Origin of the sequence: Sphingobium sp. MK2, from assembly GCF_040170545.1 — a bacterium.
Taxonomy (GTDB): Bacteria; Pseudomonadota; Alphaproteobacteria; order Sphingomonadales; family Sphingomonadaceae; genus Sphingobium.
Genome location: NZ_JAZDXA010000021.1, coordinates 32633 through 46004, shown reverse-complemented (window position 1 = coordinate 46004; position 13372 = coordinate 32633). Strand labels below are relative to the sequence as shown.

At 61.9% G+C, this 13372-nt stretch carries 12 protein-coding genes; 10 read left to right on the top strand and 2 right to left on the bottom strand.

All coding sequences use genetic code 11. The features are described from left to right. The first annotated feature begins 39 nt into the window (after positions 1-39). The 3 genes from rho to V2I08_RS11655 all read left to right on the top strand — a co-directional run bounded on the left by rho (position 40) and on the right by V2I08_RS11655 (position 2989). Positions 40-1296, top strand: a complete 1257-nt coding sequence (rho, locus tag V2I08_RS11665; protein WP_037478949.1) for a transcription termination factor Rho — start codon at positions 40-42, stop codon at positions 1294-1296. A 16-nt stretch (positions 1297-1312) separates the two neighbouring features. Then, positions 1313-2035, top strand: a complete 723-nt coding sequence (locus V2I08_RS11660) for a YjbE family putative metal transport protein (protein ID WP_349635257.1) — start codon at positions 1313-1315, stop codon at positions 2033-2035. Positions 2036-2152: 117 nt separating this feature from the next. Continuing rightward, on the top strand, positions 2153-2989 hold the full coding sequence (locus tag V2I08_RS11655) for a methyltransferase domain-containing protein (RefSeq protein ID WP_349635256.1): 837 nt from the start codon (positions 2153-2155) through the stop codon (positions 2987-2989). Between the two features lie 71 nt (positions 2990-3060). On the opposite strand, the gene V2I08_RS11650 is transcribed toward V2I08_RS11655, so the two are convergent. Both V2I08_RS11650 and V2I08_RS11645 read right to left on the bottom strand, forming a co-directional pair. Continuing rightward, positions 3061-4029, bottom strand: a complete 969-nt coding sequence (locus V2I08_RS11650) for a quinone oxidoreductase (RefSeq protein ID WP_349635255.1) — start codon at positions 4027-4029, stop codon at positions 3061-3063. Continuing rightward, complete coding sequence (locus tag V2I08_RS11645) at positions 4029-4730, bottom strand: dienelactone hydrolase family protein (protein WP_349635254.1); 702 nt, start codon at positions 4728-4730, stop codon at positions 4029-4031. The genes V2I08_RS11650 and V2I08_RS11645 overlap by 1 nt, the downstream gene beginning before the upstream one ends. Before the next feature lie 162 nt (positions 4731-4892). Here V2I08_RS11645 and V2I08_RS11640 point away from each other — a divergent pair, with 162 nt between their 5' ends. The 7 genes from V2I08_RS11640 to pepN all read left to right on the top strand — a co-directional run bounded on the left by V2I08_RS11640 (position 4893) and on the right by pepN (position 13351). After that, positions 4893-5144, top strand: coding sequence for a DUF6489 family protein (locus V2I08_RS11640; RefSeq protein ID WP_043151877.1), 252 nt, complete (start codon positions 4893-4895; stop codon positions 5142-5144). 16 nt (positions 5145-5160) lie between these two features. Further along, complete coding sequence (gene mnmE, locus V2I08_RS11635) at positions 5161-6438, top strand: tRNA uridine-5-carboxymethylaminomethyl(34) synthesis GTPase MnmE (protein WP_349635253.1); 1278 nt, start codon at positions 5161-5163, stop codon at positions 6436-6438. Between the two features lie 60 nt (positions 6439-6498). Further along, positions 6499-8349 (top strand): tRNA uridine-5-carboxymethylaminomethyl(34) synthesis enzyme MnmG, encoded by a 1851-nt coding sequence (mnmG, locus tag V2I08_RS11630; RefSeq protein ID WP_349635252.1) that lies wholly within the window; start codon positions 6499-6501, stop codon positions 8347-8349. Beyond that, the gene (gene rsmG / locus V2I08_RS11625) at positions 8346-8990 is read left to right on the top strand and encodes a 16S rRNA (guanine(527)-N(7))-methyltransferase RsmG (protein WP_349635251.1); all 645 of its coding nucleotides are present in this window, start codon (positions 8346-8348) and stop codon (positions 8988-8990) included. Before mnmG ends, rsmG begins: the two co-directional genes overlap by 4 nt. Further along, positions 8987-9769 carry a ParA family protein gene (locus tag V2I08_RS11620; RefSeq protein ID WP_349635250.1) on the top strand — a complete coding sequence of 261 codons (783 nt, stop codon included), beginning with the start codon at positions 8987-8989 and terminating at the stop codon, positions 9767-9769. Before rsmG ends, V2I08_RS11620 begins: the two co-directional genes overlap by 4 nt. Beyond that, a complete protein-coding gene (locus V2I08_RS11615; protein WP_349635249.1) occupies positions 9766-10686 on the top strand; it encodes a ParB/RepB/Spo0J family partition protein in 921 nt (306 codons plus the stop codon). The genes V2I08_RS11620 and V2I08_RS11615 overlap by 4 nt, the downstream gene beginning before the upstream one ends. A 67-nt stretch (positions 10687-10753) precedes the next feature. Continuing rightward, positions 10754-13351 carry an aminopeptidase N gene (pepN, locus tag V2I08_RS11610; RefSeq protein ID WP_349635248.1) on the top strand — a complete coding sequence of 866 codons (2598 nt, stop codon included), beginning with the start codon at positions 10754-10756 and terminating at the stop codon, positions 13349-13351. Positions 13352-13372: the final 21 nt, after the last annotated feature.

The window sequence follows — 13372 nt, the reverse complement described above, 5'->3', positions numbered from 1 at the left end:
CCGGCGCCTGTCTCCCTCTCGTCATCGGACCGACTCGCAATGCATCTCAAGGACCTTAAGAAAACAGCGCCCGCCGACCTCGTGCAGCTTGCCGAGGAACTGGGCGTCGAGGGCGCGTCGACCCTGCGCAAACAGGATCTGATGTTCGCGATCCTCAAGGCCGAGGCGGAAAATGGCGAGCAGATCATGGGCGAAGGCACGATCGAGGTGCTGCCTGACGGCTTCGGCTTCCTGCGCAGCCCGGAAGCCAACTTCCTGGCCGGTCCCGACGATATCTATGTCTCCCCCAACCAGGTCCGCCGCTTCGGCCTGCGCACCGGCGACACGGTGGACGGCGAGATCCGCGCGCCCAAGGATGGCGAGCGCTATTTCGCTTTGGTGAAGCTCAACACCGTCAATTTCGATGATCCCGACGTGGTCCGTCATCGCGTCAATTTCGACAATCTGACGCCGCTCTATCCCGAATCCAAGCTGACGCTCGATCCGGGCGACCCGACCCAGAAGGACAAGTCGGCCCGTGTCATCGACATCGTCTCGCCGCAGGGCAAGGGTCAGCGCACACTGATCGTCGCGCCACCGCGCGTCGGCAAGACGGTGATGCTGCAGAACATCGCCAAGGCCATTACCGACAATCATCCCGAAGTCTTCCTGATCGTCCTGCTGATCGACGAGCGCCCGGAAGAAGTCACCGACATGCAGCGCAGCGTGAAGGGCGAGGTTGTGTCCTCCACCTTCGACGAGCCTGCCACCCGCCACGTCCAGGTCGCCGAAATGGTGATCGAAAAGGCCAAGCGCCTGGTCGAGCATAAGAAGGATGTCGTCATCCTGCTCGATTCGATCACCCGCCTCGGCCGCGCCTACAACACTGTTGTCCCGTCGTCGGGCAAGGTGCTGACCGGCGGCGTCGATGCCAATGCGCTCCAGCGCCCCAAGCGCTTCTTCGGCGCCGCGCGCAATATCGAGGAAGGCGGTTCGCTCTCCATCATTGCGACCGCGCTGATCGACACCGGCAGCCGCATGGACGAAGTCATCTTCGAAGAGTTCAAGGGCACCGGCAACTCGGAAATCGTGCTGGATCGCAAGGTCGCGGACAAGCGCATCTTCCCGGCGCTCGATGTCGGCAAGTCCGGCACCCGCAAGGAAGAGCTGCTGGTCGACAAGGGCACGCTCAGCAAGATGTGGGTGCTGCGCCGCATCCTGATGCAGATGGGCACGATCGACGCGATGGAGTTCCTGCTCGACAAGATGAAGGATTCGAAGACCAACGAGAATTTCTTCGATTCGATGAACCAGTAAGCGGGATCGCGCCGATATGTTCGACCTTCTCACCACTGCCGCCGCGGCCGCCCAGGGGTTGGGCTCGCCCGCTGATATTTGGGGGCATATTGTCGCTGATTTCAGTAATATAACCTCGCCCAGCGCCTTGGCCGCCTTCGGGCAGGTATTGATGATCGACATCTTGCTGGCAGGTGACAATGCGATCGTGGTCGGCGCACTGGCCGCAGGCTTGCCTGCCGAGCAACGCAGGAAGGTGATCCTGATCGGGATCATCGCCGCGCTCGTTCTTCGCATCGCCTTCGCCCTCGTGGTTAGCCAGTTGATGCAGATCGTTGGGCTGATCCTCGCCGGTGGTTTGCTGCTGCTATGGGTCAGTTTCAAAATGTGGCGGGAGCTACACCCCAAGCGGGGTCTGGATACGCCGGACGATAGCAGCGACGACGATATATCGGGCCTGCGCCCAGCCAAAAGCTTCGCTGCCGCTGCATGGGCGGTCGCCGTTGCCGACGTGTCCATGAGCCTGGACAATGTACTGGCGGTTGCTGGGGCAGCCAAGGATCATCCTGGTATTCTGATCATTGGCTTGATTCTGTCGGTCGCCCTGATGGGTCTCGCGGCGAACATCATTGCCAAATATATCGAACGGTTCCGCTGGATCGCGTATGTCGGGCTTGCCGTGATCGTCTATGTCGCGGGGAAGATGATCTATGAAGGTTTTGTCGATAATAATGTCGGGATTTTGACGCTGTTCGTTTGATCGTTCTGACCGGCGGCTAAATTTGCATCTCGCTGAAAAGGGTGGATGTTTGGCCTTGCTGGAGTCGTGACGGCCTTATAGCTAGTGAGTGATTACATCTGGGATTAGGGATCCATAATGGCGACCGTTACTGAAATATTCGAATTGATGCGTAAGAGTCCCATGAATGATTGGGTGGGGGGATCGGATCCAGAGGCCGTCGGCCTAGCTTCGATGCAGATTGTTCAGAGGCTTACAGCAATTCACAATGGCGCAAGCCGGGTGCTGGATTTTGGCTGCGGCATTGGGCGCGGTCTCGTTGCCCTGCGTAAAATGGGTGTAACGCCCAAGGAGATTGTCGGCATGGATATCATGCCGCCGGTCATCGATTTTTGTAATCAGAATATCCAGCCCAATGTGGATGGCGTCAAATTCGAATTGATCAACGATAGAAATGATCATTATGATCAATTTATATCGTCAAACAACGGTAAGTCCCGCGATCAGTTAGCGCAGGAATATAGCGGGAGCTTTGATGTCGGATATGCTTTTTCGGTATTCACGCATGTGACGAAGAAGGATTTTGGGGGGTTATTGAAATTTATTTCGGCCATGATGGTGCCGGGTGGTCGATTTGTGATGACCTGTTTCGAATTGAATGAATTTTCCCGCTACATGATCGAGCACGGCCAATCCATTTTCCCGCTGGAAAACCGGGTAATGCAGGAGGGCGGAAAGATCATGATCGCCAATGACTATGATCCTCTGGCCTTCATCGCTTTTGACCGGGATTTGGTTGCGCAGATGGTTTCGGATGCCGGCATGGCCATCACCAAAGTCGAATATGGATGCTGGATGGGCGGTGGCATCGGCTCGTCTCTGCAGGACGTCTTTGTCTGCACCAAATTGCCGGACCTTATCTCTCGCGAGAATATCGAGATGACGGCATTGGTCGATCGCAGCAAGATGAGCTGAGATCTACATTCACGGACATATTTTAAAAAAAGGGCGTGCCGTGAATATGGCCACGCCCTTTTTTGTTTAGCTCAAGGCATCAACACGGTGCTTCCGGTTGTCTGCCGCGCCTCCAGCGCCTTATGCGCCTCGGCCACGTCAGCCAGAGCGAAGCGCTGACCGATCATGGCGCATACTACCCCGCGCTGCATCCGGTTGAAAAGGCGTTCGGCGGTGTGGGTGAGAGCCTGCGTCGTTGAGACATAGTCTGATAGCGTCGGGCGCGTGACATAGAGTGATCCGCCTTTGCTGAGGTCGAGCAAGCTGATCGGCGGGACCGCGCCTGACGCATTACCATAGCTTACCATCAGTCCCCGCCGCTTCAGGCAGGCGAGCGAAGTCGCCCAACTATCCTTGCCGATACCGTCATAGACGACATCGACGCCTTTGCCGTCGGTCAAGTCGCGAACCGTGGAGGCCAGATCGGCAAACGGACCGTGGAGACTATGGTCAGCATCGACCAGCGCGGCCTTCTGCGCCGATCCGCAATGAGCGATGACCACCACGCCCTTGTCGCGCAGCCAGGGCACCAGAACCGATCCGACCCCGCCCGCCGCCGCATGGACGAGAGCGACTTGCCCGGCCGCCAAGTCGATCGTGTCCTCGGCGAGGTAGCAGGCGGTCATGCCCTTGAGCATCATCGCCGCCGCATCCTCGCTCGACACGCCATCTGGAACCTTCACGGCATGGTCGGCGGCAATGAGGCGATGCGTGGCATAGGCACCCAAGCCATGCGCGCATCCCACCTTGTCCCCCACGGCAAAGCCCGAAATGCCCGGCCCAACGGCAATGACATGGCCTGCGCCCTCCGACCCCAAAGGGGTGGGGAGGGGGGCGGGATAGAGCCCGGTCCGATAATAGGTGTCGATGAAGTTCAGCCCAATCGCTTCCTGCGCGATCAACAATTGTCCCTCGCCGGGCATGCCAGGATCGAAATCCTCGCGTGCGATGACTTCCGGCCCGCCATGGCTGCGGGCCACCATCCGCCATGCGTCAACCATCAGGCGAGATGCTCGGTAAAGAAATCGACGGTGCGCTGGTCCGCCAGTTGCGCAGCTTCTTCATCGCGCCGACTGTCCATCTCGGCGGCAAAGCCATGGTCCAACCCGTCATAATCATGCAGCGTGACATGGCGGTTCGGTTCAAGTCCGTCATGCATCGCCTTTTGCGCATCGGGCAGGACGAAATGGTCTGCAGTCGGAACATGCAACAGGGTAGGTCTGCCGATCGCATGGGCTTCGCCCAGTAAGCCGTCTATCCCGACGCCATAATAGCCCACAAACGCATCGCCATCGGTGCGGCACGCCGCCATGAACGCCAGCCGACCGCCCAGGCAGTAGCCGACCAGACCGACCTTGCCACCATCGACTGCTGCGCGTGCCGCCTTGATCGTCGCCTCAATGTCGCGGATCGCCTGATCCTGGTTCAGCTTCTGCATATGGCCAAGTGCGGCCTGAAATTCCTCCGGCACGTCTGCGTCCAGTTCTACATGCGGCTTCTCGCGCCAGAACAGATCGGGCGCATAGGCGATATAACCCGCCTTGGCCCAATTATCGCATTTGCGGCGGATGCCTTCATTGACGCCGAAAATTTCCTGAATGACGATAATCGCCGCCTTGGCTTCATCGCCCTCTGGCCGCGCCACATAAGCATCGAACAGGGCATCGCCCTCCAGCGTCTCGATCGGAGTAAAGCCTGTCATCTCGCATTCCTTCTCGCTATTGGCCGTGTGGAGCTGCGCCTGCATATTGGCGCAAGGGATAGGGCGTGCAACCATTGGCTCGCGCAAAAAATTTGCCACCATGCGCTTGTTTGCGGCATGACGGGCAAGAGATAGTAGAACGCAATGGGAAGGCCCGAAATTATGAAGGTAACGGTCGATGTGGATTGCAGCCCGGCCGAGGCGCGCGCCTTTCTCGGCCTGCCCGATGTGACGCCGATTCACGATAAATATATCCGCACCGTGCTCGACAGTTTCGAGGGCGTGGGCAGCGTCGAGCAGATGGAGACACTGTTCAAGAGCTTCTCGCCCATGGGAGATGCGGGTGTGCGCCTGTTCCAGCAGATGATGAATATCGGCCTGTCCGGCATGGGCGGGGCAGGTGACAAAAAATAGCATCGTTCATCCGCTGATGACCGATACGATTTTCGCACTATCCAGCGGTGCCCCGCCTGCGGGAATAGCGGTCGTGCGTATCAGCGGACCACGCGCCCGCACGGCGCTGGAACGCCTCGCCAAGCGCCTACCCTCGCCACGCCAGGCCAGCTTGGCGCTGCTCACCGATCCGCAGGATGGCGCGCCTCTGGATCGGGCGCTCATCCTTTGGCTGCCCGGACCGACCACCGTTACCGGCGAAGATCTGGTCGAACTCCACTGTCATGGCGGCCGTGCCGTCGTCACGGCGGTCGAGATGGCTTTGGCCGTGATGCCGGGCCTGCGCCGGGCGGAAGCGGGCGAATTTACGCGCCGCGCCTTCACCAACGGAAGGATGGACCTGAACGCTGTGGAAGGCCTGTCGGACCTGCTCGCCGCCGAAACCCAGCAGCAGCGCCGCGCCGCCCTGATGATGGCGGAAGGGCATTTTTCGCGTCGGGTCGAAGGCTGGCGGCGCGTTCTGCTCGACCTGTCGGCGATGGCCGAAGCCGCGCTCGATTTCTCCGACGAGGATGATGTGCCCGACGCCGCGATCGAGCAGCGGATCGGCGCGGGCATCGCGGCGCTTGGGGAAGACATCGGCGCGGCCCTTTCCGCACCATCGGCCGAGCGGTTGCGCGACGGCATTCGCGTCGTGTTGGCGGGACCTCCCAATGCGGGCAAATCGACGCTGCTCAATGTGCTGGTTGGGCGCGACGCCGCGATCGTGTCTGACATCGCCGGGACCACGCGCGACCGGATCGAAGTGCCTGCCGCTATCGGCGGCACCGCCTTTCTGTTCACCGACACGGCTGGCCTGCATGAGGGGACGGGCGATGCGATCGAGGCGATCGGCATGGACCGCGCGCGGGCGGCGCTCGATGCGGCGGACATCATCCTGTGGCTGGGCGAGGCGGCCGATCTGCCGCGCGCCGATGCCCTGTTGATCGCCGCCCAGTGCGATCGCGACGCGACCCGGCCCGGCCTTCAACTGTCCGCGCGAACAGGGGAGGGGATGGAGACCCTTGTCACCACCTTGCTCGATCGCGCCGCGCAACTCCTGCCGGGCGAGGGCGACTATGCCCTCCATGCCCGCCAGCGTGCGCGGATCGAAGAATTGATCACCCATGTCGACGCCGCACGGGAAAGCGATGACCTACTCGTCATAGCCGAAGAATTGCGCCAGGCCCGCCGCGCGATCGATGCGCTCACCGGACGGGCCGGGACCGAAGATATGCTCGACCGCCTCTTTTCGGGCTTCTGCATCGGTAAATAGGGCAATGTTCCACGTGGAACGCTTTTGACCGCAATGGCCTCCATCTGCTACATGCTGCCCATGCAAACTCGCTATGATGTGATTGTGGTCGGTGGTGGCCATGCCGGATGCGAAGCGGCGGCCGTTGCTGCACGCAAAGGCGCGCGCGTCGCGCTGTTGACGTTCGACCGTGCTACTGTGGGGGCCATGTCCTGCAACCCGGCCATCGGCGGGTTAGGCAAGGGCCATCTGGTGCGCGAGGTGGATGCGCTCGATGGCCTGATCGGCCGCGCGGCTGATCAGGCAGCGATTCATTATCGCATGCTCAACAGCAGCAAGGGCGCGGCGGTGCAGGGGCCGCGCATCCAGGCCGACCGCAAACGCTATCGCGCGGCCATCCATCAGATGCTTGATGCGCAGGAGGGCCTGACCATCGTCGAGGGCGAGGCGGCCGGGCTGCTGCTCGATCAAGGTACCGTTGCCGGACTGGCCTTGGCGGATGGCCGCACATTGGCGGCTGCGTCGGTCGTTCTGGCGACCGGCACCTTCCTCGGCGGCAAGCTGTTCCGGGGTGACGAACGCGAAATCGGCGGCCGGGTCGGCGAACGGGCTGCAACTACGTTGGGTGTCCAGCTACGCGATCTCGCTCTCCCTATCGGTCGCCTCAAGACGGGCACGCCACCCCGCATCGACGGTCGCACGATCGATTGGGCGCGGCTGGAAGCACAGCCTTCGGACGGCGACGGCTGGACCATGTCACCCTTGTCCAACGGTCGCCCGCTGCCCCAACTCGCCTGCGCCATCACCCGCACCAATGCGCGCACCCATCAGATCATCCGCGATGGCCTCGGCCGATCGCCGTTGTTCAGCGGCGCGATCGAAGGTCGCGGGCCACGTTATTGCCCCTCCATCGAAGACAAGATTCAGCGCTTCGGCGACCGCGATGGCCATCAGATTTTTCTGGAACCCGAAGGGCTGGACGATCCGCTTGTCTATCCCAATGGCATCAGCACATCGCTGCCGACCGATGTGCAGGAGGCCATGCTGCGGTCGATGGCGGGGTTGGAGCGGGCCGACATCGTCGTGCCCGGCTATGCGGTCGAATATGACCATATCGATCCGCGCGCACTCGACGCCACGTTGGAAGTGCGCGCTATCCCCGGCCTCTTCTGTGCCGGGCAGATTAACGGCACCACTGGCTACGAGGAAGCGGCTGCCCAGGGCCTGATCGCCGGCGTCAATGCGGCAGCCCGCGCGCGCGGCGAAGCGGCGATGATCCTCGACCGCGCCAGCAGCTATATCGGCGTGATGATCGATGACCTCACCCTGCAGGGCGTGACCGAACCCTATCGCATGTTGACCGCCCGCGCCGAATATCGCCTGCGCTTGCGCGCCGACAATGCGGAAACGCGGCTTGGCGCGATCGGCATCGCGCATGGCATAATCGGCCTCGTCCGCCGCGCGCGGTTGGCCGAGCGCGATGCTCTGCGCACCGATATTGAGGCCGAACTCGCGCGGCCCATCGGAGCCACCACCATGGCACGCGCCGGCGCGTCGGTGCGGCAGGATGGCGTACGCCGCAGCCTGTTTGAATGGGCGCGCTTCCCCGAAGTTGATCGGGCGTTGATCTTGTCGCTCGCCCCCCGCCTTGCCGCAGCGCCCGCCGACTTGCGCGCGGAGATATTGGAGGACGCCCATTACGCCCCCTATCTCCACCGCCAGGATGCGGAGATTGCCGATCTGCGCCGCAACGAGCGCGTCTTCATTCCTCCCGATTTCGACTTTGCCAGCATCGGCGGACTGTCGACTGAAATGATCGAACGACTCGATGCCGCGCGACCGGATACGTTGGCCGCCGCTGGGCGCGTGCGGGGGATCACCCCTGCGGCGCTTGCTGCCATCCTCGTCCATGTGCGCAAGGTGGCCGCGTGACCGAGGAAGAGGCGCGTGTCTGGTTGTCCGCGCATTTCGATGTTTCACGTGAAACAATGGCGCGGCTGGAGCGGTTCGTCGCAATCCTTCTCGCGGCGATGGACGAACAAAATCTGATCGCTGAATCCACCCGTCCCCACATCTGGGCACGCCATATTGTCGATTCCGCGCAACTGCTCACCCATGGCAGTGCGGCCGGAGAGGGGGCGTGGGTCGATCTTGGCTCCGGGGCAGGTCTGCCCGGTATCGTGGTTGCATGCCTGTCTGAACGCCCGGTGCTGATGGTAGAATCGCGACGCAAACGGATCGACTTTCTGAACGAGGCCATCGCCCTGTTGAACCTGCCTCATGCCTCCGTTTTTGGTGGGCGGGTAGAGATGGTGCTGCCGCGCGCGGCCGCCGTCATCAGCGCCCGCGCTTATGCGCCGCTGCCGCGGCTGCTGGAATCCGCCGCGCACCTGTCCGATAAAAATACCCTCTGGGTGCTGCCAAAAGGACGAAATGCACAAAATGAACTGGAGGCGACGCGCCCATCATGGCAGGGTGTGTTTCACGTGGAACCGAGCGTAACGGATGCCGATAGCGCCATCATCGTCGCGCACGCCGTCAAACCCGTCGTCAGAAAGAAAGGTCGCGCATGATCTGTATCGCCATCGCCAATCAGAAGGGCGGCGTGGGTAAGACCACCACGGCGATCAACCTCGCTACCGGCCTTGCGGCTACCGGCCTGCGTGTGCTGCTGCTGGACCTCGATCCGCAGGGCAATGCCTCGACCGGCCTCGGCATCGGCCAGGCCGAACGGGTGCGGTCGAGCTATGACCTGCTCGTCGGCAATTGCGCGCTGGAAGACACGATCGTCACGACTCGCGTGCCCAAGCTGGACCTCGTCCCCGCGACGCAGGATCTGTCGGGCTGCGAAATCGAACTGATCGAATATGAGCAGCGCACCCATAGGCTCGAACGGGTATTGGCCGAAGCGCCTCCGGGCCGTTGGGACATTTGCCTGATCGATTGCCCACCGTCGCTTGGCCTGCTCACGATCAATGCGATGGTCGCGGCCCAATCCTTGCTCGTCCCGCTGCAATGCGAATTTTTTGCGCTCGAAGGCTTGTCGCAATTGCTCCAGACGGTCGAGCGGATTCGCGGCCGCTTCAATCCCGGCCTGTCGATCATGGGCGTCGCGCTCACCATGTATGACCGGCGCAACCGGCTGACCGATCAAGTAGCCGACGATGTGCGCGCCTGCCTGGGCGATCTCGTCTTCACCACCGTCATCCCGCGCAACGTGCGCCTTTCCGAAGCACCGAGCCATGGCGTCCCCGCATTGATCTACGACTTCCGCTGTTCCGGGTCGGAAGCCTATATGCAGCTCGCGCGCGAATTGATCGCGCGCCTGCCCCGACAGGAGGTTGCCGCTTGAGCGACGAAACGACCGACAAGCCCAAAATCGTGAAGCGGCCGCACGGCTTGGGCAGGGGCTTGTCTGCCCTGCTCGGCGATGTCGCGCGCGAAGAACCCGTCGCCCCCGCCGCCTCGCCGTCCAGCAAGGCGGTACAGAATATCGAAGTGTCGCTGATTCAGCCCCACCCGGAACAGCCGCGTCGCCATTTCGACGAAGGCGCGTTGCAGGAACTGGCCGAAAGCATTGCCAAGCGCGGTGTTATCCAGCCGATCATCGTGCGCCCGCATGGCGGCGGCTTTCAGATCGTCGCGGGCGAACGCCGCTGGCGCGCCGCGCAGAAAGCGCAATTGCACCGAATCCCGGCGATCGTCCGCGATTTCGATGAGCAGGAAACGCTGGAAATCGCGCTGATCGAAAATATCCAGCGAGAAGACCTGAACCCGATTGAAGAGGCGGAGGCCTATCGCAAGCTGATCGGCGACTTTCAACATACGCAGGATGCGCTTGGCCGCATTGTGGGTAAATCGCGCAGCCATATCGCCAACCTCATGCGCCTGCTTGACCTGCCCGCCTCGGTGCAGCAGCAGGTGATGGAACAGAAGATCAGCATGGGCCATGCCCGTGCGCTGATCGGCGTTCCTGATTGCGAAGCCCTGGCGCGACAGGTCGAAGAGAAGGGACTGTCGGTCCGCGACACGGAGCAATTGGTTCGTCGCATGAAGGGAAGCGACAATGCTGCGGCACCCCGCCGCAATGGCGCTGCATCCGAACCCGATGCCGATATCGCCGCTCTGGAGCAGCATTTGGCCGACATATTGGGGATGAAAGTCGATGTCCGGCACGAAGGCCATGCCGGTGGGACGCTCACGCTGCGATATTCCACTCTCGATCAGTTGGACATGCTGTGCCAGCGCCTGTCGGGTGAGCGGATTTAAGCGGGCCAGGCGCGAAAAACGAGCAACATCGCTGGCCTTTTCTTGGCCCTCTCCTTAGCGTGGGGGAATGGCCGACATGCACGCATCCCCCGCTTCGCCCTCCGTCATTCGCCGGTCGGACTATCGCCCGCCCGACTGGCTGGTGCCTGACATTGCGCTCGATTTCGACCTCGATCCCGCGCGCACCCGCGTTCGCGCAACGCTCATCGTCACGCGCAACGGCGATCATGACAGGCCCTTGCGGCTCGACGGCGATGGCCTGATCCCGCTGGAAGTCCGCATCGATGGCGAAGCCGCCACGCCCGACCAATGGCATATGGAAGTCGGCGCCTTGTCCGTGTCGCTGTCCGGTTCGGCGCATAAAGTCGAAACGCTTGTCGAACTGGCACCGGAATCGAACAGCAAATTGATGGGCCTCTATGCCAGCGGCGGCCTGCTTTGCACCCAGTGCGAGGCAGAGGGGTTCCGCCGCATCACTTTCTTCCCGGATCGCCCCGACATATTGTCGCGCTATGATGTGACGCTGCGTGCGGACAAGGCGCGCTTTCCGATATTACTCTCCAATGGCGATCCGGTGGAGCAGGGTGAGGGTGACGCCGGGAAGCATTGGGCACGCTGGGTCGATCCCTTCCCTAAGCCCTGTTACCTGTTCGCGCTCGTCGCCGCCGACCTTGCCTGCAACGCTGACAGCTTCGTGACGATGAGCGGCCGCGAAGTGCAACTCGGCATCTGGGTGCGCGAGGCCGACCTGCCGCGCACCGGACACGCCATGCAGGCGCTCAAAAATTCCATGGCCTGGGATGAGCGCGTCTATGGCCGCGAATATGATCTCGACGTATTCAACATCGTCGCGGTGGCGGACTTCAACTTCGGGGCGATGGAGAATAAGGGCCTCAACATCTTCAATTCGCGCTATATTTTGGCAGACCCGGAAACCGCGACCGACATCGACTATGACGGCGTCGAAGGCGTGGTGGCGCATGAATATTTCCACAACTGGTCAGGCAATCGCGTCACCTGCCGCGACTGGTTCCAACTGAGCCTCAAGGAAGGCTTCACCGTCTTTCGCGACCAGAATTTCTCGGCCGACATGGGCAGCCATGCGGTCAAGCGGATCGAAGATGTGCGCATCCTTCGCGCGGCGCAGTTTCAGGAGGATTCTGGACCGCTCGCCCATCCCGTGCGGCCCGAATCCTATATGGAAATCAGTAACTTCTATACCGCGACCATCTATAATAAGGGCGCGGAACTGATCCGCATGATCGCCCTGATGCTGGGGCCGGAACGCTTCCGCGCGGGCACCGATCTCTATTTCGATCGCCATGACGGCCAAGCCGCCACCTGCGAGGATTTCGTTCTGGCGATGGAGGAGGGCGGGGAGATCGACCTCAGCCAATTCCGCCGCTGGTATGAGCAGGCCGGAACCCCGCATGTCCGCGCCATGCTCGACCATGATCCGGTGACCCAGACAGTGAACCTGCATCTCCACCAGTCGCTCGCCCCTACGCCGGGTCAGCCCGACAAGGCCCCGATGGCGATCCCGCTGCGCGTCGCTCTGTTCGATCCCGCAACCAGCACCCATCATGGCGACGAACTGTTGATGCTCACCGAGTCGCAGCAGAGCTTCACTTTCCCCGATTTCGCTACCGCGCCGATCCTGTCAATCAATCGCGGCTTCTCCGCCCCCGTGATCGTCGACACCAACCGCAGCCAGGACGATCTAGCCTTCCTGTCGGCGCATGATGATGATCCATTCGCCCGCTATGAGGCGATGCAGCAATTGATGGTCAACATATTGGTCGGCCGCATCGCGGGTCAGACGATGGATGATGCCCCTGTGATCGCGGCGATCCGTCAGGTCATTACCGACCCACTGCTCGATCCCGCCTTCGTCGCCGAAGCTATCCGCCTGCCCAGCGAAGCCTATCTTGGCGATCAGATGGCGCAAGTCGATCCCGACGCGATCCACGCCGCGCGCGAAGTCTTGCAACAAAGGATCGGCGCGAAACTGGAGGCGGACTGGCGCGCAATTCATGCCCGGACCAAGGCCGCCGAATTTTCTATTTCCGCCGCCGCCAAGGGGGCGCGCAAACTGCGCAACAGCGCGCTTGGCTATCTCGTCGCATCGGGGGCGATGGACGGCCCCGCAACCGCCTTCATCCAGTTCGACTACGCCCATAATATGACCGAGCGGCAAGCGGCGCTGGCGATCCTCGCCAATGGCGACAGCGCCGAGCGGGTGGCGGCGCTCGACATCTTCTACAACCGCTATGGGGCCGACGCGCTGACGCTCGACAAATGGTTTCAGACCCAGGCCTTCGCGGTTCATCCCGACACGGTCGATCTGGTCGAGGAACTGGGACGGCACAAGGACTTCACGCTGGCCAATCCCAACCGCGTCCGCGCCCTCTATGGCGCGTTTACGGGCAACCAGTGGGCGTTCCACCACAAATCGGGCAAGGGCTACAGGTTGGTGGCGGACTGCATCATTTCGCTGGACCGGCTCAATCCGCAAACGGCGGCGCGCCTGGTCCCGCCGCTCGGCCGCTGGAAGCGCTTCGATGAAACCCGCGGTGCGCTGATGCGGAGCGAACTCGAACGCATATTGGCGCAACCCGGTCTATCGAAAGATGTGACGGAGCAGGCCAGCAAGAGCCTGGAATAGCAGGATAGGGTCCGCCCGCGT

What these genes read in the sequence shown, in the direction of transcription:
- V2I08_RS11640 (WP_043151877.1), top strand. Translation starts at nt 4,893, where the DNA reads ATGAAGGTAACGGTCGATGTGGATTGCAGCCCGGCCGAGGCGCGCGCC.
- rho (WP_037478949.1), top strand. Translation starts at nt 40, where the DNA reads ATGCATCTCAAGGACCTTAAGAAAACAGCGCCCGCCGACCTCGTGCAG.
- V2I08_RS11655 (WP_349635256.1), top strand. Translation starts at nt 2,153, where the DNA reads ATGGCGACCGTTACTGAAATATTCGAATTGATGCGTAAGAGTCCCATG.
- pepN (WP_349635248.1), top strand. Translation starts at nt 10,754, where the DNA reads ATGGCCGACATGCACGCATCCCCCGCTTCGCCCTCCGTCATTCGCCGG.
- mnmE (WP_349635253.1), top strand. Translation starts at nt 5,161, where the DNA reads ATGACCGATACGATTTTCGCACTATCCAGCGGTGCCCCGCCTGCGGGA.
- mnmG (WP_349635252.1), top strand. Translation starts at nt 6,499, where the DNA reads ATGCAAACTCGCTATGATGTGATTGTGGTCGGTGGTGGCCATGCCGGA.
- V2I08_RS11650 (WP_349635255.1), bottom strand. Translation starts at nt 4,029, where the DNA reads ATGGTTGACGCATGGCGGATGGTGGCCCGCAGCCATGGCGGGCCGGAA.
- V2I08_RS11660 (WP_349635257.1), top strand. Translation starts at nt 1,313, where the DNA reads ATGTTCGACCTTCTCACCACTGCCGCCGCGGCCGCCCAGGGGTTGGGC.
- V2I08_RS11645 (WP_349635254.1), bottom strand. Translation starts at nt 4,730, where the DNA reads ATGACAGGCTTTACTCCGATCGAGACGCTGGAGGGCGATGCCCTGTTC.
- V2I08_RS11620 (WP_349635250.1), top strand. Translation starts at nt 8,987, where the DNA reads ATGATCTGTATCGCCATCGCCAATCAGAAGGGCGGCGTGGGTAAGACC.